The 21702-nt window shown below is 49.8% G+C and carries 19 protein-coding genes, 2 tRNA genes and 1 pseudogene; 18 read left to right on the top strand and 4 right to left on the bottom strand.

The window, feature by feature from the left end; genetic code table 11:
• Nucleotides 1-657: 657 nt before the first annotated feature.
• The 4 genes from H7A79_RS07670 to H7A79_RS07655 all read left to right on the top strand — a co-directional run bounded on the left by H7A79_RS07670 (nt 658) and on the right by H7A79_RS07655 (nt 5671).
• Nucleotides 658-1677 (top strand): Bug family tripartite tricarboxylate transporter substrate binding protein, encoded by a 1020-nt coding sequence (locus tag H7A79_RS07670; protein WP_187001565.1) that lies wholly within the window; start codon nt 658-660, stop codon nt 1675-1677.
• Between the two features lie 127 nt (nt 1678-1804).
• Nucleotides 1805-2242, top strand: coding sequence for a tripartite tricarboxylate transporter TctB family protein (locus tag H7A79_RS07665; protein WP_135033762.1), 438 nt, complete (start codon nt 1805-1807; stop codon nt 2240-2242).
• Between the two features lie 13 nt (nt 2243-2255).
• Nucleotides 2256-3752, top strand: coding sequence for a tripartite tricarboxylate transporter permease (locus H7A79_RS07660; RefSeq protein ID WP_187001564.1), 1497 nt, complete (start codon nt 2256-2258; stop codon nt 3750-3752).
• A 350-nt stretch (nt 3753-4102) separates the two neighbouring features.
• On the top strand, nt 4103-5671 hold the full coding sequence (locus H7A79_RS07655; RefSeq protein ID WP_246408106.1) for a transferrin-binding protein-like solute binding protein: 1569 nt from the start codon (nt 4103-4105) through the stop codon (nt 5669-5671).
• Between the two features lie 245 nt (nt 5672-5916).
• On the opposite strand, the gene H7A79_RS07650 is transcribed toward H7A79_RS07655, so the two are convergent.
• A complete protein-coding gene (locus H7A79_RS07650) occupies nt 5917-6519 on the bottom strand; it encodes an NUDIX hydrolase (RefSeq protein WP_187001563.1) in 603 nt (200 codons plus the stop codon).
• Between the two features lie 167 nt (nt 6520-6686).
• Between H7A79_RS07650 and H7A79_RS07645 the strand changes: the two genes are divergently transcribed.
• From H7A79_RS07645 to H7A79_RS07585, 13 genes are all read left to right on the top strand, one after another.
• Entirely contained in the window at nt 6687-8543 is a 1857-nt protein-coding gene (locus H7A79_RS07645) for a tetratricopeptide repeat protein (protein WP_187001562.1), read from the top strand.
• 141 nt (nt 8544-8684) lie between these two features.
• Nucleotides 8685-9278 (top strand): lipoprotein insertase outer membrane protein LolB, encoded by a 594-nt coding sequence (gene lolB, locus H7A79_RS07640; protein ID WP_135033727.1) that lies wholly within the window; start codon nt 8685-8687, stop codon nt 9276-9278.
• Between the two features lie 9 nt (nt 9279-9287).
• A complete protein-coding gene (ispE, locus tag H7A79_RS07635) occupies nt 9288-10136 on the top strand; it encodes a 4-(cytidine 5'-diphospho)-2-C-methyl-D-erythritol kinase (protein ID WP_187001561.1) in 849 nt (282 codons plus the stop codon).
• Between the two features lie 17 nt (nt 10137-10153).
• Nucleotides 10154-10229: transfer RNA gene (locus H7A79_RS07630), tRNA-Gln, on the top strand.
• A 9-nt stretch (nt 10230-10238) separates the two neighbouring features.
• Nucleotides 10239-10314, top strand: a tRNA-Gln gene (locus H7A79_RS07625).
• Between the two features lie 207 nt (nt 10315-10521).
• The gene (locus tag H7A79_RS07620) at nt 10522-11508 is read left to right on the top strand and encodes a ribose-phosphate pyrophosphokinase (protein ID WP_135033764.1); all 987 of its coding nucleotides are present in this window, start codon (nt 10522-10524) and stop codon (nt 11506-11508) included.
• A gap of 69 nt (nt 11509-11577) precedes the next feature.
• The gene (locus tag H7A79_RS07615; protein WP_135033731.1) at nt 11578-12150 is read left to right on the top strand and encodes a 50S ribosomal protein L25/general stress protein Ctc; all 573 of its coding nucleotides are present in this window, start codon (nt 11578-11580) and stop codon (nt 12148-12150) included.
• Between the two features lie 263 nt (nt 12151-12413).
• A complete protein-coding gene (locus tag H7A79_RS07610; RefSeq protein WP_434968548.1) occupies nt 12414-13754 on the top strand; it encodes a TolC family protein in 1341 nt (446 codons plus the stop codon).
• Nucleotides 13755-13796: 42 nt separating this feature from the next.
• The gene (locus H7A79_RS07605) at nt 13797-15947 is read left to right on the top strand and encodes a type I secretion system permease/ATPase (RefSeq protein WP_135033733.1); all 2151 of its coding nucleotides are present in this window, start codon (nt 13797-13799) and stop codon (nt 15945-15947) included.
• Between the two features lie 88 nt (nt 15948-16035).
• Nucleotides 16036-17265, top strand: a complete 1230-nt coding sequence (locus H7A79_RS07600; RefSeq protein ID WP_135033735.1) for an HlyD family type I secretion periplasmic adaptor subunit — start codon at nt 16036-16038, stop codon at nt 17263-17265.
• 82 nt (nt 17266-17347) lie between these two features.
• Nucleotides 17348-18049, top strand: a complete 702-nt coding sequence (locus H7A79_RS07595; protein WP_187001560.1) for a hypothetical protein — start codon at nt 17348-17350, stop codon at nt 18047-18049.
• A 117-nt stretch (nt 18050-18166) separates the two neighbouring features.
• A complete protein-coding gene (locus tag H7A79_RS07590; protein WP_186999880.1) occupies nt 18167-18817 on the top strand; it encodes an IS1595 family transposase in 651 nt (216 codons plus the stop codon).
• Between the two features lie 725 nt (nt 18818-19542).
• Entirely contained in the window at nt 19543-19923 is a 381-nt protein-coding gene (locus tag H7A79_RS07585; protein WP_246408105.1) for a replication initiation factor domain-containing protein, read from the top strand.
• Nucleotides 19924-20125: 202 nt separating this feature from the next.
• Here H7A79_RS07585 and H7A79_RS07580 read toward each other — a convergent pair.
• Nucleotides 20126-20230: pseudogene (locus H7A79_RS07580) on the bottom strand (IS1595 family transposase); the annotation flags it as partial.
• 195 nt (nt 20231-20425) lie between these two features.
• Between H7A79_RS07580 and H7A79_RS07575 the strand changes: the two are divergent.
• Nucleotides 20426-20929, top strand: coding sequence for a hypothetical protein (locus tag H7A79_RS07575; protein WP_187001764.1), 504 nt, complete (start codon nt 20426-20428; stop codon nt 20927-20929).
• Here the strand turns inward: H7A79_RS07575 and H7A79_RS07570 are convergent.
• Nucleotides 20822-21184 (bottom strand): ATP-binding protein, encoded by a 363-nt coding sequence (locus tag H7A79_RS07570; protein ID WP_214646425.1) that lies wholly within the window; start codon nt 21182-21184, stop codon nt 20822-20824. The two genes, H7A79_RS07575 and H7A79_RS07570, sit on opposite strands and share 108 nt — an antisense overlap.
• The gene (locus tag H7A79_RS15300; RefSeq protein ID WP_492011891.1) at nt 21162-21281 is read right to left on the bottom strand and encodes a hypothetical protein; all 120 of its coding nucleotides are present in this window, start codon (nt 21279-21281) and stop codon (nt 21162-21164) included. Before H7A79_RS15300 ends, H7A79_RS07570 begins: the two co-directional genes overlap by 23 nt.
• Between the last annotated feature and the right edge of the window lie 421 nt (nt 21282-21702).

Raw genomic sequence — 21702 nt, 5'->3', positions numbered from 1 at the left:
CAAACCCGCAGGGGCGGTTTACCGGACACGGCGCATGCCGCTGCCGGCCGCCGCCCGACTGTAGGGATTATCCGCCAGAATCGCGGCTGAAGAAAGCCGGCAGCCGGTATCAAACATCAACCGGCCGCCCTGCAAGCCGCACACACGGGCAGGCCGTCTGAAAGCGGGAAGGGCAGGCCTTCTGAAAGATCGGGGTGTCAAGATCGGGGTGTCGGTTTGGGCAAACCCGTTTGCCTGCGATGTTTGCACAGCAGCGCGGTTTCTGCTTATCTCTGTTTTTTTCGGCAGGCACGCCGCCGCAAACTGCACGAGCGGGCAGCAATCAAGCGCCGGCCTGTCCGTGGGGACTGGAAAACAGGTTCGGTTGAAAGGTAGAACCGCAGGCGCTGTTGCGTGTGTTTTCAGACGGCCTCAGGCCGTCTGAACATCACGATATCCACCGGCTGTTTGTTTTTTTACGAAGCTTTGCCGCAGCCGTTTTTTTCAACTGCTGTTCGAGCGTGCTGCTAACAAATATTGCCGATAGATATGATTTTGTTTGCAGTGGCTGGGCAATATTGATAAAGCGCAAAGACTCATTTAATTTTTGTGCGCACCCCCCCCCCCTTTAAAGCTGCTGTGGCGGCTTTTTATATAACCATCAAGGAGAAATTTGCCATGTATCATAAAAAATACACCGTATTGGCTTTGTCGGTTGCGGCGGCCTTAACGTTGGGTGCCTGCAAGAAAGACGGCGGTCAAGCGGGTGCGCCGGCCAAGCCGGAATGTATCGCCCCCGCCAAGCCGGAATGTATCGCCCCCGCCAAGCCCGGCGGCGGCTTCGATTTAACCTGCAAACTCGCGCAAAGCGGTTTGAAAGACACCGGCCGGCTCGCCAAGCCGATGCGCGTAACCTATATGCCCGGCGGCGTGGGCGCGGTTGCCTATAACAAAATCGTGGCCAACGACCCTGCCAACAACGATGCCATCGTGGCGTTTTCCACTGGCTCGCTGCTGAACCTGGCGCAAGGCAAGTTCGGCCAATACACCGAAAAAGACGTGTGCTGGCTGGCGGCTGTGGGCACCGACTACGGCATGGTGGCGGTGAATGCCGATTCTCCGCTGAAAAACCTGCAGGATTTGGTTGATGCGCTGAAAAAGAATCCGAAATCGGTCAGCTTCGGCGCAGGGGGCAGCGTGGGCGGCCAAGACTGGCTGCAAACGGCAATGGTGGCCAAAGCCGCCGGCGTTAATCCGAAAGATATGGCTTATGTTGCACTGGAAGGCGGCGGCGAAGCGGTAACTGCCGTGTCGGGCAACCATATCAATGTGGTCAGCGCGGGCATCGCCGAGATGGGACCGCATATTGAGGCGGGCAAAATCCGTGTGCTGGCAGTGTTTTCGCCCGAGCGTCTGCAGGGCAAGCTCAAAGATATTCCCACTGCCAAAGAGCAGGGCTTCGATGTGCAGTGGCCGGTTATCCGGGGCTATTACATGGGGCCGAAAGTGAGCGATGAATCTTATCGCTGGTGGAAAACCCAGTTTGACGCGATGCTCAAAGACCCGAAATTCGCAGAGCTGCGCAGCCGGCGCGACCTGCTGCCGTTTGAGCTTACCGGCGACGAGTTGAAACAATATGTTGAGCAGTCCACTAAAGAAATGCGCGCGTTGTCTGAAGAGTTTGAGTTGGTCAAATAACCCGGAGATAACCGGGATGCCGTTGTTTGCGGTTGTTTTTCAGACGGCCTTGAGCGGAGCCGCCCGGGCCGTCTGAAAAACAACCGCAAACAACATTATTTTCTGTCTGCAAACGGAGTGTATTGTGATGAAAATCGAACGTTTGTTTTCTGCCGCGCTGTTTTCGGCAGCGATAGGCTTGCTCTGCCTGGCTTTCGGCTATACCGCGCCGGTGTCTTACGACCCTCTCGGCCCCCGCCCTTATCCGATGCTGGTTCTTTCGCTGTTGGCGCTGTGCTGCCTGTTTTTGGCGGTGCGGCCGCGCGGCGGGCACATCAACTTGGGTTACACCCCTGCTGTTTTGAAAAAAGTCGGCCTGTGCATTGTGTTTTTGAGTGCCTATGCGGCGTTGTTCGAAGTGTTGGGTTTTCCGCTCGCCACCGCGCTGATGGCGTTTGGTGTCGGCAGGCTGTTCGGCGGGCGCACGCTGCCCTGCGCGGTGTCGGGCATGGTTTTGGGCGCGTTGTTTTACGCGCTGTTCGACTTGGCCTTGGATGTGCCCCTGCCTTTGGGCTTTTTCGGTTGAAAGGCGGGTATCAATGGAAACTCTGCAATATTTGATGTCGGGCTTTCAGGTGGCCTTGCTGCCGCAAAACCTGCTGCTGGCGTTGATAGGCGCGTTTATCGGCACCATTGTGGGTATGCTGCCGGGGCTGGGGCCGATTAACGGTGTGGCGTTGCTGCTGCCGTTTGCCTTTGCGCTGGGGCTGCCGCCCGAATCGGCGCTGATCTTGCTGGCTGCGGTGTATTTGGGCTGTGAATACGGCGGGCGCATTTCGGCGATTTTGATTAACGTGCCGGGTGATGCAGCGGCGATTATGTCCACGCTTGACGGCTATCCGCTGGCCAAACAGGGCAAGGCGGGTATCGCGCTTTCACTTTCTGCGGCCAGCTCGTTTATCGGCAGCACCATCGCCACCGTTGGCGTGGTTTTGTTTGCACCGCTGCTGGCGCATTGGGCGATTGCGTTCGGACCGGCCGAATATTTTGTGCTGATGGCGTTTGCCATCACCTGTTTGAGCGGCCTGGTGGGCGACCAGCCCGTTAAAACCGCCGTTTCGGCCTTAATCGGGTTGGCGCTGGCCATGGTCGGCATGGATGCGGTTACCGGCGTTTACCGTTTCACTTTCGGTTCGGTCAATCTTTCAGACGGCATCCAGTTCACCACCATCGTTATCGGCTTTTTCAGCATCAGCGAAATTCTGATTATGCTCGAGCACACCGAAAACGGACAAAAAGCGCTGGCACAGGGCAAACGCGCGCTGTTCAACCTGAAAGAGCTGATGTTCAGCATGGGCGCGATTATCCGCAGCGGCGCGGCCGGGTTCTTTATCGGCGTGCTGCCCGGCGCGGGGGCAACCATTGCCAGCGCGATGACGTACACCAACGAGAAAAAAATTGCCGGCAAAAACGGCACTTTCGGCGAAGGCGATCTGCGCGGTATTGCCGCACCGGAAGCAGCCAACAATGCTTCTGCCTGCGGTTCGTTTATCCCCATGCTCACGTTGGGTGTGCCGGGATCGGGCACCACGGCGGTGATGATGGGTGCGCTGACGCTCTACAACATCACCCCCGGCCCGCAGCTTTTCAGCGAGCAGCCCTATATCGTGTGGGGGTTGATTGCCTCGCTGTTTATCGGCAACATTATTCTGTTGGCGTTGAATATCCCGCTGGTGGGATTTTTTGCCAAGCTGTTGAATATACCCAACTATATTTTGATTCCGGCCATTGCGGCGGTAAGTTTTGTGGGCGTGTATGCCATTCACAGCACCACGTTTGATTTGGTGTTGATGATCGGGCTGGGCATTTTGGGTTATCTGTTGCGCAAACTGAATTTTCCGCTTTCGGCACTGATTTTGGGTTATGTGTTGGGCGAGCTGATGGAATCCAGCCTGCGCCGCGCCTTGTCGATTTCGCAGGGAGATATCGGTATTCTGTTCCACGGCCCGATTACCTTGTCGTTGTGGATGCTGTCGGGCTTTATGGTGCTGCTGCCGGTTTACCGCAGGCTGCGCCGCCGCAAAGCCGCTGCTTGAACATACACTGCTTGAACATATCTGAAAGGCCGCTAGCGGCCTTTTTCTGTTTGCAGGGTTGCACGCCAAAATATCGAGGTTGCGGGTTTCCTGCTGCTGAAAACGAGCCCCTTAAGTTGTTTATACGGTAAAAAATCCGCTTACACAGGGCATTGCCGTGTTTTTCGAGGCCGTAAAACCCATCCCCCGATGTTGCAAAATAGAGATACCCGTTAAGGTGAAAGCCGGTATTTGTTAATGATATTTGTATTTTAACAGGCATTAATTTACAATTTGTTAAATTTGTTATGAATTGTAATTTTCAAGAAAATGCCTTTTTATCGGCAGAACCATTAACTTAAGGGGATGTTATGTCTAAGAAAACAACCGTAAAACACCTTGCACTTGCTGCTGTTTGCGCCGCAGTTTTGGCTGCCTGCGGGGGCGGTGGTTCGACCAGTGCCGATTTGGTCGATAACGCCGTTGCAGCGCGCAATGTCATGAATATGATTGAGGCGTTGGATGCGCCTGCCGAAACCACACTTGAAGACAAGGAAAGGGTAGAAGCGGCTGCGCAAAGTTACAACCGCTTAAGCGACAGCCAGAAATCTTTAATCAGCAAAGAACAGAAAGACAAACTCGCGGCAGCATTGGATGCGCTGGCCGCCGCATCGGCCGGTTCTTCTGCCGGCGGTAACGGCACGGTTGATGCATCTGAAATCAGCGACAACAACAGCCTGGCACCCTTGAACCTGCCAACGCCCCTGCATACCGCATTTATCGCCTCCACCGGCGCGCAGCAGCATAATCCGCATATGCAGTTGCGCGGGGTTGACGGTAAGCCTGCGTTAATTGACGACCAAATCGGTTTGATACGCACGCTGGAGTTTAACGCCAATGATCCTGTCAAGCTGGATGGTGTAGTTATTACCAATAAAAATACTGCAGGAGATGCAACAACGATAAGTTTTGCCACCCCTAATTCATCAATCAGCAAAGCTTTTTCAGGCGGCCATTCGAGAGAAGATATCAGTGAGCAGACAGGGGACGAACCCAATACCCATTTCTCTAATGTTAAATCCACAGTCGATGCCAGAATCGTAGAAAACTATAAAAAACTGGAAGCGGCAAAGAAAACGCTTGAAGCAGCCGAAAAAGCATTGGCTCAGGCACAGAAAAGCGGTGCTGAGGAAGAAGCATTGGCCGAAGCACAAAAAGCGCGGGATGATGCATTGGCCGATAAGAATAAAATTGAAACTGCCTATAATAATGACCGTTTGCTGCGCAGCGGTTTGGCGGGAGCAACTGCCGATGCGGTTTCGGCTTTGGCATATTTCAAAAAAGACAAAAACGGTTTGGTGTTCGATAAAAAATTCGATGGCGTTTATATTGTCCAATTTGCAGACGGAACCCGCATCGTGCTGCACGATCCCGCAGCAGCAGGCTGGATTTATCAAACCTTTGCCCATTATACCGACCCGAAAAACGGCATTGCCCACGGCTATCAGAGTATTGGCGATGAAACTGCTGTGAGTGCCATGCCCACCAGCGGTACGGCAACTTATACCGGCATCACCACGGCTTATTTGGTTGAAGCCGGCAAGGCCGACCGCCAACTGACTGCCGATGTAAAAGCTGTGGCCGACTTTGCCAAAAAAGGCTTGCGTTTTGAAACCGGCAACGCTCAGTTTCACAGCCTGAACAACGGCGTGCGCGTTTCGGAAGCCGCTTCCGGCTACAATATGAAAGGCACGGCTTCGTGGTCGGCCAACAGCAACAGCTTCAAAGGCGATGCCGTTACTGCAGATAACCGGATGACAGGCCGGTTGTTGGGCAAATTCTATGGTGAACAAGCTGCGGAAATCGGCGGCACTTACGGCCTGCAAAATGCCGACAACACTAAGCAGCTGATCGGCGGCTACGGTGCCAAACGGCCGTAAACCGGAGTTTTACCGGTTCGGCTCATAAAAACCACAGGCCGTCTGAAAAAAATATTTCAGACGGCCTGTGGTTTTTAATTTGTGCACCGGTTAACAATCCGTTACGGCGTTGCTTTATTGTCATTATTTGAAAATGAACCGGCTATACTGCAATTGACTGCAGATTGCCGATGCTCATTTTAAAGCCGATGGAAACCGGGCCGATTAACTAGAGGGCAGGCTTTATCAAGATTGCCGTTATGGTGTCATCGCTGCCCTTTATGCAGCTCATATCTTTCTGCCAGATCATAAAGAATCATGGCCGTCATGCCCCAAATATCGTAATGAAGGTAGGGCAGGAAAGGGGTGGGAACGGTTTGGCCGTTGTGGCTGAAATTGCGGCTGCGGTAAAGGCTTTTATCAAGAGCGAGATCCAAAGGCAGATAGAAAATCTCTTCTACTTCTTCAATATTCGGATAAACGGGCGGATTGGTGATACTCAATGCCGGCACGGGTGAAACGGTATAGCCTGATGGGGTGAAATAAGGCGGCAGCGGTTCAAAGGTTTGCCAATAGCCGGCGGCGATGCCTGTTTCTTCGGCGGTTTCGCGCAAGGCAGTATGGGTGAGATCGATGTCGCCCTCATCGCGCCGCCCGCCGGCAAAGGCAACTTGGCCGGGGTGGTGGGGCAGGGTGGCGGCTCTGCGGGTGAGCAAAACCTGCCATTGCCGTTTGCGGAACACCACGGCCAACAACACGGCGGCTTCATGCACCTCAATGCCGTCAATCAGGGCGTTGCGCAGGTTTCGGGTTGCGGAGGGATAGGCGGCAGCGCGGCGGAAAAAACGGGTGAGTTCGGCGGGGGGCATGATGTGTTAGCTGTTGTTTTCAGACGGCCTGCACACTTTTACACAGATAGAGTGCGGTATGCAATATCAACAAAGCTGCGGGCTTGTGATAAAGTATTGCACATTTGTATATCGGGGTATAGGCCGTCTGAAAGTGCGCCGCTGTTACCCGCTGTTAAGGAAAGTGTATGTTTTTTGGCCGAACCGAAATCCACTCTGCCGCGCTGGCGGTGATGATGCTGTTTGCCGGCAGCGTCTACGCCGCAGGCGAAACATCCAAACAGCCGCAGCAGGCTGTGCAGCAGGCTGCGAAAAAAAGCCTTTATCCGCCCGAAGAGCGGGCTTTGGAATACGAACGCCGGGTAGGTATTGTCGAGCGTGCCAATGATATGTTTAATTTGCTCGGCGGTGAAATGGCTTTGCAGAAAGGCGAGCCCGGCACGGCACTGGCTACTTATCTGGTCATGCTCAACCGCACCAAAAGCCCCGAAGTGGCCGAGCGGGCGATGGAGATGGCCGTTTCGCTGAACGCTTATCAGCAGGCGGAACAGATTTACCGCAAATGGCGTGAAATCGAACCCATACCCGGCAATGCGCAAAAACGCATGGCTTGGGCGCGTGATTTGGTGATCGGTAACACGGATCACACCGGCAAAGATTTGGGTGAAATTCTGAAGCATGCCAATGAAGAGCAGGCAAGGCGCATTTTCTTATTGCTGTCGCAAATCAGTGTGCAACAACCCACATTGGCGGGGAAGGTTGGTAAAGACGTGCATAAAGCCGCCAAAAAATATGCCGATTTGCCCGAAGCAGCTATTGCAGATTTGATTTTCAGCACGCAAATCAATAAAGAGCGCGATGCCGTGGCTGCTTTGCAGCGGTTGGCCAAACTCGATACCGAAATCCTGCCGCCCACCGAAGCTACCCTGCGCTTGGTAGCGCAGCACAGCCCGAAAATCCTGCGGCGCTTTTTCACCGAAACCGATGCCGGCAAGCTGTCGCCGGTGTGGCAGGAAATGGAAATCAGCAGCCTGATTGCCGAAGGCCAAAATGACAAGGCATATCAGCGTCTGCAAACCCTGCTGAACCAAAATCCGAATGCTGATTTATACATTCAGGCGGCCATTCTGTCGGTGAGCCGCGAAGAAAACATTTCAACGGTGGGCAGCTATCTCGAAAAAGCCTACCGTATCGGCACCAGCGAGCAGAAAAGCCGGGCTGCGGTAATCGGCGCGATGCGTTATGCTGACGCAAAAGATTTCAAACAGGCCAAAGCGTGGGCAGATAAAATCACCGCACCTGAATATGTGTTTGATAAGACCGTGCTCAGAGCCTCGATTGAAGCCGAGCAGGGCAACGGCAGCAGGGCATTGGCAGAAGTGCGCCGGGCCCGGCGCCTGCCGGAGCAGCAAGGCCGCTTTTTCAGTATGGGCGATGTGCATCGGGTATATCTGTTTGCCTTGAGTAAACACAACAACCCGCAGGAAGCGTTGGCCGAATTGAATGTTTTGGCTGCCAATGCAGAAAAACAGCCGGGTTATCGGGAGCGCCTGCCCGATATTCTCTATCAACGCGCCATGCTGTATGCCGACAAACTCGGCCAGCCCGAAAAAGCCGTGGCCGATTTGCGCCGCTATCTTAAATTGAACCCGAATAGTGCAGCCGGCTTGAATGCTTTGGGCTACACCATGTTTGCCCTGCCCGAATATGATGTAAACGAGGCCTTCAGCCTGATTCAGGCGGCCTACCAGCAAGAACCGGAGTCGGCTGCCATCAATGACAGTATGGGTTGGGCATACTATCTGAAAGGCGATGCGCAGTCGGCACTGCCGTATCTCGAATACGCCTACGCCCAGTTTCCCGACCCCGAAGTAGCCGCCCACTTGGGTGAAGTGTTGTGGAAACTTGGGCAGCAGGAAAAAGCCAAAACAATATGGAGCGAAGGCTTGGGCAGGGGGGGGAATGATGCCGTACTGCAAAAAACCTTGCAGCGTTTGGGCGTGAAACTGCCGGCAGCCAGGCCGAAAAACAACCGTAAGAAATAAACGGGCAAGCTCGGATTTTGCAAGCGGCCGATATTTTCAGACGGCCTTTTATAAACCTTAAAGCTCAGATTTGAGTGCGTTGCCGATGATTGCCGGCAGGCTGTTTGAGGCCGTCTGAAAAAACAACCGATAGGGTATCTCATGAAAACCAACCATCCCAAATTTATTTTATACAGCGTTGCCGCATTGCTGCTTGCTGCCTGCGCACAACCCCGCCCGGCCGGCAAAGAGGGCTGGCGCGCACAATCCGATATTGACAGTTTCGCTGCCGAAGGCCGTTTGGCGGTGAAAGCGAATGAAAAAGGCTCATATGCCAATTTCGACTGGACTTACCAAAACCAAGTTCAAACCATCAACGTCAATACCCCGTTGGGCAACACGCTGGGCCAGCTCTGCCAAGATGGACAAGGTGTGCTTGCCGTTGATAATAAAGGAAAAAAATATCAGGCTGCTAGCGCGCGGGAATTGAGCGAGCAGTTATTGGGCTTTCCCGTGCCGGTGCAATACCTGCATATTTGGACAAACGGCCAATGGGTTAAAAATGCCCCTTACCAAATTTTGCCCGATGGCCGTTTGCAGCAATTTGAATGGACGATTTCGCGTTCGCTGAATGAAAACGGCACGCCGCGAATATTATTGCTTGAAAGTGCCAAGTTAAGCCTGCGTTTGGTGTTTGATCAAATGAAAAAAACCAACACCACCAATGCTCCCGCACAATGTGCGGCGCGCAGCTAAGGGTGTATTATGGTATTACCTGTATCGGCCGCCGCGCAGGCCTATCCCGCTCCGGCCAAACTCAATCTGGATTTGCGCATTACCGGCCGCCGTGCAGACGGCTACCATGAGTTGGAAAGCATATTCTGCCTGATTGATCTGTGTGACACGGTTTATATCGCTTTGCGCGATGACGGGCAAATCCTGCTGCACACCCCAATCAAAGGTGTGCCGCCCGAAACCGATTTAACCTACCGTGCCGCCGCAGCGTTGCAGCCTTTTTCAGACGGCCGAAACGGTGCAGATATTTGGCTGGAAAAGCGGATTCCGATGGGAGGCGGCTTGGGCGGCGGCAGCTCCGATGCAGCGACTGTGCTGATGGTGTTGAATAAATTGTGGCGGTGCGCCTTGACGCAGCAGCAATTGATGAATATCGGCCTGCAACTGGGAGCGGATGTGCCGTTTTTCATCTTCGGCAAAAATGCATTTGCCAAAGGCATAGGCGAGCAACTGACCGAACTGGATATTCCGCAGCAATGGTATGTGGTGGTCAAGCCGCCCGTACACATTAGCACCGCAGTGATTTTTTCTCACGAACGCTTGACACGAAATTCCGAACCCAGCATAATACCTTCTTTCCAATCGCTGCAACCGTTTAGAAACGATATGCAGGCTGTGGTTTTTCAAGAATATTCCGAAGTTTCGGCAGCCTATTCGGCGCTCGAAAAATTCGGAAAAACCTTAATGACAGGCTCCGGTGCCTGCTTATTTGCCGCTTTTAACAGCCAAGAAGAAGCCGTTTCTGTTTTCGAGCGGATTTCGAAAATCTATGAAGCTTATTGCATAAGAGGGCTTACCCTCCACCCGTTGCAGATATAGAAAGAGTTTTATTGTGTTGGGGAGTCGTCAAGTGGTTAAGACACTGGATTTTGATTCCAGCATGCGAAGGTTCGAATCCTTCCTCCCCAGCCAGCCCCAAATTGGGGAGTCGTCAAGTGGTTAAGACACTGGATTTTGATTCCAGCATGCGAAGGTTCGAATCCTTCCTCCCCAGCCAGCCGGAAAAAGCGTGTGAGTTTATCGCACGCTTTTTATATTGTGGGAGAAAGCGTGAGGCCGTCTGAAAACCGATAATTGCAGGCGGAAGGGCTTTGAATGCTTGGTGCCCGGGCGTATAATATCGACTTTCGGCTGCAAGGCCAAAGCGGAAGGAAGCGTGATGTTTTCCGAGCATAAATCCAATACAACCCCAGGTGATGAAGATATGGCTGCATACGACAGTTTGATGGTGTTTACCGGCAATGCCAATCCCGAATTGGCTCAAAAAGTGGTAAAACATTTGGATATTTCCCTAGGCAACGCTTCAGTCAGTAAATTTTCAGACGGCGAGGTTGCAGTCGAACTTTTGGAAAACGTGCGTGGTCGCGATGTGTTTATTCTGCAGCCCACTTGTGCGCCGACCAATGATAACCTGATGGAAGTGCTGACTATGGCTGACGCACTCAAACGCGCATCGGCAGGCCGTATTACCGCTGCTATTCCCTATTTCGGCTATGCCCGCCAAGACCGCCGCCCGCGCTCGGTGCGTGTGCCGATTTCGGCCAAATTGGTAGCCAATATGTTGTATTCGGCCGGTATCGACCGCGTATTGACCGTTGATTTGCATGCCGACCAAATCCAGGGTTTTTTTGATATTCCTGTAGATAATATTTATGCTACACCGATTTTGATTAACGATATCCAGCGGCAGCGTATCGAGAACCTGACTGTTGTCAGCCCGGATATCGGCGGCGTGGTTCGTGCGCGGGCGGTGGCAAAAGTGTTGAACGTTGATTTGGCGATTATCGACAAACGCCGCCCGAAAGCCAATGTGGCGGAAGTTATGAATATTATTGGCGATATTCAAGGTAGAACCTGCTTGATTATCGATGATATGATTGATACGGCCAATACTTTGTGTAAAGCTGCTTCTGCATTGAAGGAACGCGGTGCTTCACGTGTGTTGGCTTATGCTACCCATCCCGTGTTTTCAGGTGAGGCAGCAACCCGCATCGCCTCTTCCGATATTGATCAAGTTGTGGTAACCGATACTATTCCTTTGTCTGAGGCTGCGCGCAGCTGCGACCGCATTCGCCAAGTAACGATTGCCGGCCTGCTTGCAGAAACCGTACGCCGCATCAGTAATGAAGAATCTGTTTCATATCTGTTTAATGAAGATGTGTTGACAGCAGGCAGTGTATTTCTGCCTTAATCCGATGTTGTCTTAAAGCTGGTCGCGGCCGATGGCAACTGTTTTGTTTATTTTGGAGTACTTTAAATTATGTTATATGAAATTCAAGCTATTGTTCGCGATGCCCAGGGCACTGGTGCGAGCCGCCGCCTGCGTCGCGAAGGCCGAACGCCTGCAGTACTTTACGGTGAAGGGCAGGAGCCGGTTGCCATTTCTGTGGATCACAAAACTGTATATTATGCATTGGAAAAAGAATCTTTCCATACTTCATTGCTTAAACTGACGTTAAACGGTGAAACTCAAGACGTTATCGTGCGTGATTTCCAAATGCATCCGTTCCGTCAGCAAGTTCAACATATTGACTTCCAAGTTGTTGATGCTGCCAAGCCATTGCGCATCCGTGTACCCTTGCACATTATTAACGCGGAAACTTCGCAGGCTGTTAAACTGCAAGGCGGTCGTGTTTCTTTGTTGAATACTACTGTTGAAGTAATAGCTTTGCCTAAAGATATTCCTGCAGCCTTGGAGCTCGACTGCGGTAATGTAGTAGCTGGCGATATCTTGCATTTGTCGGATATTAAATTCCCTGATGGAGTGCAAAGTGTTGCACTGAAACGTCATGCCGACTTGGCCGTTGCTACCGTTACCGGTAAAAAGCGATAAGAAAGTCTGGTAATAGAATCCCATTGCATTGGCAGTGGGATTTTTCTTTGTTATAAAATAATTATTTAGAATATTGCCAAAGTGAAGGTGCTCAGTAGATATTTTCCAAGACATTCATATATTATAATAATAGTAAATTCCGTGGTAGTGTAGCTTGTTGTGTACTTTGGGTAGCTTTTCCCTACCTTTTATCTGAGATTTACCGGATAATGTTAAATATGGTGTTATGCTAATAAAATTAGTACAAAGTCTTATATTTAATAATGGCAAACAATTACTGGTATTGGTTTTCAATATTGGAATTTGTACAAACATTACGATGGCTATATAAAAAAATGAAAAAAAATATGTCTCAATTTTTTCTGAGTGGAAAGCTGAAAAAATGGTCTGTTTTGCCACTGGTGCTGCTTTTTGGTTTGCAACCTGCCGGGGCGCAAGGGCTGAAAGATATCCTAAAGCATTCTTTGGTTTCCGATCCAGCTTTGCTGGAGGCAAAAGCCAACGAAAATGCAGCTAAAAGCACAACAAAAGCTACCCGGGCCGGCCATTATCCTGTGCTGGGAATTACCGGTACTCGAGTGATTACGCAAAAACATAAATACAGTAGCAACAATAAAGACAATGGTTTAGGATTGAGAGGTAGTTTGAATCTTTATTCTTGGGGTGGTATTAATGCAGCTGTCAGACGGGATAAGAACAAAGAGATTTATTACGGTCATAAATATTTTGAAACCCAAGAACAATTGGGTGGAGAGATCGGTAAGCTGTATTTAACGGCATTGCGGGCAAAAGAGTCGTTGGATGTCAGCCGTCAAAGTTTGAGCCGCCACAACAATCTTTTGAAAGATTTAAGCATTATCGTGAAATATGACGGCGGTCGCCGTTCAGAGTTGATTGAAGCTCGTTCGCGCCAGTTGCAGGTAGAAACCTCTATAGCGCAACTTCGCCGTACTATGGAAATGGCGCTGAGCCGGTTGTCAAAATATACCATCTCTCCAGTTTCGCCGGAGGATTTGAAAGATCCGTTTGCCGGTAATTCAGCCTCGGGTATCGTGAAACAATTTAACAGCAAAGATAAAGGGCTGAATCCGTCTTATCTTGCCCAACAGGCAGAGCGGGAAAGTGTCAAGGCCGAGTTGGATGCAACCAAAGCATCGCGGCTGCCGGCTGTAAATTTGGAGGGATTAGCCACCAAGGACAGCAAAGAGCTTTATCTGAATCTGACTTGGAATGTATTGGACATGGCCGCACGGCATAATGTGGATAAGAATGCACAGGCACTGATTGCTGCAGACTCTAAGTCGGAGCAGATTCTCCGCGAAGTTACTGAGAAAGCGCGAACTGCCGAAATAGACATGGCACAAAGTGAACAGCGTCAGGATATCACTGCACAGCATATAGCTGCACAAAAAGAAGTTGTGAAATCTTACGAACTGCAATTCAAAATCGCACGCCGAACCCTCACCGATGTTTTGGGAGCTTATAACGAATTGGCAGGTATTGAGCAGGAAAACGTCAATGCACGTAATGACTTTCGGGATGCTGCCCTTGAATATCTGGTTTCCCAGTCGCAGGTTGCCAGCTGGGCGGGTGCAGCACGCTAGTTTGAATGAAAAATCCAATAACATTAACGTGAAAACATTATTATGAAATCCATTATCGAACACATTGCTTTGGCCACCCGCCTGTTGGGTGCGCCGGTATCTGAAGCGGCACTTGCTGCAGAGGTTGTGCGGGATAAAAAACTGAACGTCAATTTTCACTCGCTCTCGGAAGTTTTAAAAAGCCATGGCTTTGAAAATACATTGTCCAAACGTGATTTGGAAAATATTCCTTCGCTTGCTGTGCCGGTTGTGTTGATTCTCCATAATGAAGAAGCAGCCGTAGTTACTAAAATCGAAGGGGTAGGCCGCAATCGGAAGTATCATGTGCGTCAAGCCGATGGTTTGTCTCAAGAGCTGGATTACGAGCAATTATCTGTTCTTTATTTAGGCTACTGCTGGTTTATCAAACAGAAAATGGTTTCCGATATGCGTTCTGATCTGCCGGAATACCATTTGCCCAAATCATGGTTTTGGAAAGTGATTTGGCGCTTCAGAAGCTATTATTACCAAGTTATTCTTGCTACTTTCATTATTAATTTTTTAGCTTTGGTCAGTTCGCTATATGTGATGAATGTATATGACCGAGTGATTCCCAATCAGGCTTATGAAACCCTGTGGGTGTTGAGTATCGGTGTGATTTTGGCGATCACGTTTGAATTTGCCGCTAAAATGATTCGAGGTCATTTGACCGATATTGCCGGTAAAAAGGCCGATTTGATTATCAGCTCGGCGCTGTTCCGCCGAGTAATGGCATTGCGTTTGGCTGACAGACCGGCATCTTCGGGTTCTTATGCCAATAACTTGCGTGAATTTGAATCAGTGCGTGAATTTATGACCAGTGCCAGCCTGTTGACTTTGGTTGATTTGCCGTTTCTCTTATTATTTATCACGGTGATTGCGGTAGTGGGCGGCAAGTTGGCACTGGTTCCATTAACAATTATCCCTATTGTGGTAATTGTGGGTTTGTTGGTTCAGAGGCCGCTTTCCCGTTATATTAACGAATCGATGAAAGAGTCTTCTCAGCGTTCCGGTTTGGCGGTCGAAGCGATTGAAGGTATTGAAACCTTGAAAACCAATAATGCCACCTCTTGGGCGCAGCAGCGCTGGGATGAATACACCGCAAAAACCTCGGCTTCCTCCATTAAGGTAAAAGATACCAGCAATTTTATGGTGAACTTCGCAACCGGCATGCAGCAGTTGAATACTGTGTTTTTGGTATTGCTCGGTACTTATTTGATTCACGCGGAAAATCCGGCGGAAAGAATAACGATGGGGGCGCTGATTGCATCGGTTATTTTGTCTGGCCGCGCATTGGCACCGTTGGCGCAAGTGGCCGGATTGGCAACCCGGTTTCAGCAAGCCAAACTGGCTCTGGAAGGGGTGAACAATATTGTGGAACGTCCGATTGAACGCAGCCCAGAACGTCAATACATCACGTTGGATCATGTGCAGGGTAATATTACATTTGAAAATGTATCATTCAAATATCAGCAGGAAGGAAGTGCGGCGGTTACTGATTTGCGCCTGAATATCCGCCCGGGCGAGAAAGTAGGTGTTTTGGGACGCATCGGCAGTGGTAAAAGCACCATGTTGAAATTAGCCAGCGGCTTGTATGATACTGAAAAAGGCAACGTTATGCTTGATGGTGTCGATATGCGTCAGCTCGATCCCAACTTCCTACGCAACCAAGTTGTACTGTTGAGCCAGTCGCCGCGCCTGTTTTTGGGATCGTTACGTGAAAACATGGATTTAGCGCGTACAGATGGATATTCTACCGACCAAGACTTGTTGACTGCACTCAAGCGTTTCGGCCTTGACCGCATCATCCGCAGCCACCCGCGCGGTTTGGATATGCCGCTGGGAGAGGACGGTTTGGGTTTGTCGGGCGGACAAAAACAGATTATTGCTTTGGCCCGCATGACTTTGCGTAACCCCAAAGTTGTGTTGTTAGACGAACCGACTACGGGTTTGGATCAGGCAACCGAACGCATGGCACTGAATGCTGTCGCACAATGGGGTAAGAACAGAACTATGGTTTTGGTTACCCACCGCCCGCAGGTTCTACAAATTGTGAACCGCATTATCGTAATGGATGACGGTAAGGTTGTGATGGACGGCCCACGCGATTTGGTGCTGCAAAAGCTGATGCAGAATGAAGGTAGAAGCGAAAAACAACTGCAACCGGCGGCATAAGGTGAAACCGGTTTGCCACATCACAGCATAACAATAAAGCCGTTGTTTTCAGACGGCCTAATAACAAAACCGTAAAGGTATTATCATTATGAGCAGCGAAAACAATATTAAATCTAAAGATTTGGCATTGGTAAACGATTTAAATGCCGCTTTACAGAAAGAAAAGCATAGCGGTCAGTTTTGGGTCATTATTCTGTTTTTCATATTTTTGGTGGTGTTTGTGATTTGGGCGTATAACAGCCCGATTGAAGAAGTAACCCGTGGTCAAGGCAACGTTATTCCCAGCAGCCGCGAGCAAGTGGTGCAGAGCTTGGATCCGGGTATCATTACCGAAATGCTGGTTAAAGAAGGTGATATTGTTGAAAAAGATCAGATTCTGCTGAGATTAGATGATACCCGTAGCTCTGCTGTTTTGCGTGAAAGTGAGGCCAAGGTAAAAAACCTCGAAGCTATGGTTGCACGTTTGAAAGCAGAAGCTTATGGTACTAATTTGAGCTTTCCTCAGGGTATCAGCAATGAATTGAAACAACGTGAGCAGGCTGCGTTTAATGCACGCCGCAGAGCCGTCAGCGAAGCTATTCATAATTTAAGTATAAGCAAAGCTACTTTGGATAAAGAAATCGGTATTACCGCACCGATGGTAGCGCAAGGTGTGGTTTCCGAAGTGGAGTTGTTGCGTATGCGGCGTGAGTCCAGCGATCTGTCCATGCAGATTGCCGAGCGTAAAAACCGCTATATGGCAGATGCCAATAACGAGTTGGTGCAGGCTGAATCGGAATTGGCTCAGGCCAAAGAAAATATGGTAATGCGCGCCGACCCTGTAGAACGTTCGCAAATTCGTTCGCCAATGCGCGGTATTGTAAAAAATATCCAAATCAATACTGTGGGTGGTGTAGTAAATGTGGGTCAAGATATTTTACAGATTGTACCGTTGGACGACAAATTGCTGGTGGAGGCCTACATTCGCCCGCAAGACGTTGCATTTATGCGCCCCGGTTTACCTGCGGTGGTGAAAATCAGCGCCTACGATTATGCGATTTATGGTGGCTTGGACGGTAAAGTAACCTTAATCAGCCCTGATACGGTCAGCAGCAGCAACCAAGCGCGTGTAAACGATTTAAAGCTTGACCCCAATCAAGTTTATTACCGTATTTTGGTGCAAACCAGCAGCAACAGCCTGAAAGACCGCAATGGCAAAGATATGCCGATTATTCCCGGTATGGTGGCAACGGTGGATGTGAAAACCGGAGAAAAAACCGTTTTCCAATATCTTATCAAACCGATTACCCGCATGAAACAGGCACTGCGGGAACGCTGATATCGCTAAATACAATAGGCCGTCTGAAACTTTCAGACGGCCTATTGTCTAAATATAATCTGATTATTTTAAGGATGCCCCCATGCGTAAAATTATGCTTTCTTGGATTGCTTTGTCATTGCCGCTTTCAGTTTACGCGGCAAACGATATCGATGCCCAATTATTGGCTATGGCCGGTCAGTTTGAAACCGGCAAGGCCGAGCAACGTATTAAGTCCATTACCTATGATATTGTTGAGCAGAGCAATGCCCAGGCCGGTGTCAACATCAGCCGACAAACCGATAAATTTTCGAGTGTTAGATTATTTTCTTCGCACCATGCCAATGTGAAGCGGAAAACTTCGCGCATCCAAGGTCGGCCTGATGCCAAAAGCCTGATTTTGTTGAATCATTGGGAATTGAAATGGGCGATGGGTGAGGAAGGGTTTGTTATGGAGAATATCCAAATCAACCCAGCCCCCGCGCAGTGGAGTGCAAACGGCGGCACTTTTCAAAGTTCGGCCATATTGGTTGACAGAAACGGGCAAATTGATCTGAAAGAGCAATGCCGTTTAGGCTTGTCGGAAGATGCTGTCGTGATCCACAGCAAACTGAAAGGCACGATGCAACGGGTGAACTGTACATTAACCATGAACAACCAAACAGGCACAATGAAGCTGACGCAAGGCTTTGAAGGCTATTATCTACCAGGCTATCAGATTTTTATTCCGCATATTTTATTGATTACAAACAATAAAACCGGCAGGGTGGACAGGCTGGATTATCAGATTCAGAAAATTCGCTGAGTAAACGGGGTCATTCTCTGCGGCTAATACAAGACAGAAAACCATAGGCTTGCCTTATAAATCTAGGGGCTGTACTAGATAACTAGGGAAATTTAACTTCAGGTTAGAATAATCCCTATGAGAAAAAGTCGTTTAAGTCAGTACAAGCAAAACAAACTGATTGAACTATTTGTTGCAGGTGTTACCGCCCGCACAGCGGCGCAATTAGTTAGCGTCAATAAAAATACCGCTGCCTATTACTTCCACCGTTTGCGCTTACTTATCTATCACAACAGCCCGCATCTGGAAATGCTTGATGGTGAAGTAGAAGTTGATGAAAGCTATTTTGGCGGACAACGCAAAGGCAAACGTGGTCGCGGTGCGGCTGGCAAAGTGGCTGTATTCGGGCTTTTGAAGCGTAATGGTAAGGTTTACACCGTTGCCGTACCCAATACACAAACTGCGACTTTATTGCCAATTATCCGCGAGCAAGTGAAGCCTGACAGCATTGTTTATACCGATTGTTACAAAAGTTATGACGTTCTTGATGTGAGCGAATTTTCACATTTTCGGATCAATCACAGCACACATTTTGCTGAGCGACAAAATCACATTAACGGAATTGAGAACTTTTGGAACCAAGCAAAACGCCATTTACGCAAGTTTAACGGCATTCCCAAAGAGCATTTTGAACTGTATTTGAAAGAGTGTGAATGGCGTTTTAACAACAGTGAGATAAAATTTCAAATTTCTATTTTAAAACAATTAGTAAAGCAGGATTTGTTCTAGTTATCTAGGACAGCCCCTAAATCTAAATTGCGTCCCACGTAAGGGGATCATATCTTACAAACCTAAAGCCCCGCTAACTCAAACGCCAAGTGAAGGGGTTTTATCATGTGCATTGTTTACTGCACCGTAAATCTTGATTCTTACAGTTTCCCCAAATCCTACATCGTTCGCTTTTCAAGGAAGATAAAAACGCCGATGTATGCTGTATTAAAACCGTTAATTTCCCTATCCGAAATCCTGATTTGCCGAATAAAACCTTGTCAGAAGTCGAAGAATTTGGGCGTTTGGCTGTGTGCGAAATCATGGACAAGGTTGTTTTGCAATGATGGCGGGGAGTAATAAGGCTGTGGCGGGGAATGGCGTGGCAGACGGCGCGCCCTGCGCGGCGGCAGACAAGGCGGAACCCGCCGAAGGCCGCCTCCCCGCCTAGACTAACAGGGGGAGCAACAAAAAAACCAACCCCATGAGTGGGGAGCAAAACCAAACCGAACACTACACCCATTTTTTATCAGACTCGGTTCCGAATCGGCCGATTATGGGGAAGTGCATTACGGTGGAAAGCGGGATACCGTCTTAATCGAATGGAAAGGTTTAGGCTGTAATTTGGCTTCCTATCGCCGGGAAAACCGCCTTTTCGACTTTCTGCAAAATGCCATAATGCCGCGCATCACCCGCTGTGGTTTGGCTCTCGATTTTTTAGATGGCGGATAAGCCCCGAACAAGCTTTGCCAGACCGCGATAACGGCTGTTTCGACCATCACAATATACGGCCTAAGTCGGAAATGACCGGGAAGATGGAACGGGCAAAAATGTTTTATGTCGGCAGGAAGAAAAACGCAAAGTTTGTCTGCATGTGCGAAAAAGGCAGGCAGTTGGATGATAAGGAATCGAACCGGTGCCGCTTTGAAATTCAGTTCAATCACGGCGATATAGAAATCCCGCCGGATATATTGAAACACTCGGACGGCTATTTTTCGGGGGCTTTTCCGATTTGCCAAACTTTTAAAAACATGATCCACGAACGGCGCATATCGGTGAGGGAAAAAACGCTTAATTTGACTTTCGGCTATAAGGTCAGACACGGAAAAATTCCGTTGGTGCCTTAATGCGCTTCATGCGTGATGTCGGTCTTGACGACAGGCAGATTGTTGGAATGCCGATTGGTGGTGACGACAGATATCCGAAAGGCTTGGAGCCTGCTCGCTATTGTTACCGGCAGTGTAAAAATGGCCACCTGACGGCAGTCAGAAATTGACCACCTTGACTTAAACCCGCAGCTTTAAAACAAGGGGCTGTACTAGATTAGCCTTAAATTCCACACCAATCTTGCAGGATTTTAAGCTGCTCAGACGGTGTACCGAAGTTAAACCGAAATTCACATTCTTTCAAGAACAGTGGAAAGGATTTTCGGTCGGCGGATTTCACCATTATCCGCAGAGGCGGCAACCCTCCGAAGGCCTTTACCGCCACATTGGGTTACTCCCGAGCAAGCTGTGTCCGCTTCTATGACAACGGGCGTACCGAAGCACGGACAGACGGTTTGTGCAACAGTTTTGAACTCTTCTGCGGCATGGCGCACAAAGTGTTGTTGATAATGCCAAAACCGTCATGATTCAACGTGATGCCTGTGCAGAAGACGGGCGCCGTCTGAATCCGGTGTTGCCGGCAGCAGCCAACGGCTACGGTTTCCTTTCCAAAATCTGCCGCCCATATAGGGCTGGGACTAAAAGCAGAGTGGAGCTTTTCAAGCGTTACCTGAAATCCGGTTTCATCATGCCTTTGCAGGCGACATTGCGTTCTTCAGGTTTGCTTTCGGATGTTCAGACGGCCGATGGCTGTATCGGCAAACGGCTTTCTCAAACAGCCGATGCACCGGTGCACGGGACAACAGGGGAAATTCCCAACATCCGTTTAATCCGAGAGCAGGAATTTTTAGTTGTCCACGGCCGTCAGAAACTGACCACTTTAAAGAAAGCCGAAATCGGCAGTTTGGTTGTAACCATCTCACGGGGGGTAAATCTCCTTTATCACAGGCGCAATGCCTATCTTCTTTTTGTCCTTCAAACGGTAACTCTCTCCACTTATCCGAACAACATGACAATGGCGGAGTAATCTGTCCGACATGGCGGCAGTCAAAGCCGTATCGTTGGCAAAAGCCCCGGCCCGCCGGCTGAACGGCAAATCGGCCGTCAGAATCATGCTGCCCCGCCCATACCGTTTGGCCGCAACATTGAAGAACAGGTTGGCGTCTTCCCTTCCAAACGGTAAACAGCCGGTTTCATCAATCACCGGCAGCCTCGGACCCATAACCGAACCTTGCAGATAAGATTTCCGCTTTCCTCGATTATGCGCCGCCGGTTGCAGCATCAAATCGGCTGCCGTTACTGATACCCGCCATTACTGCCGGATAAGCCAAAGAAACAGCCAAATGGGTTTCACCTGCCCGGCCGGGGCCCGGCAGCACCGCATTTTCGTGCTTTTCGATAAAACTTAAGTCCGACAACTCCGTCAATCGGGCTTAGGGCGCACCCGTTGCAAAGTTAAAGCCATATTCCGTCATCGTTTTGACGGAGGGCCGTCCTGCCGGTTTCAACAAAGCTGCCTGCGTTCTGCTGTTTTTGGCTTTGAACCCTGCATCCGGCAGCTGTTCGATAAAGTCGGCATACGGGCTTTTTTCAGCCGAATGCTGCGGGCAGCCAAAGGCCGTATCTCACAGTGTTTGAAGCCCGGCCCGAAAGGCGGGAAACCTGTGAAAAAGCTCAAACCGTTAAAAAAGCCAGGCATCTCCGACTGCCCTTTGGATTGCAACCCTTTGAATCTCAAGATGAACGCCATGTCATGGTCAGAAATGAAGGGGTATCCCCAAAGGGACGCGCCCCGGCCGG

Source organism: Neisseria musculi, from assembly GCF_014297595.2.
GTDB classification, from domain to species: domain Bacteria; phylum Pseudomonadota; class Gammaproteobacteria; order Burkholderiales; family Neisseriaceae; genus Neisseria; species Neisseria musculi.
This window is presented reverse-complemented; position numbering and strand designations above follow the sequence as displayed.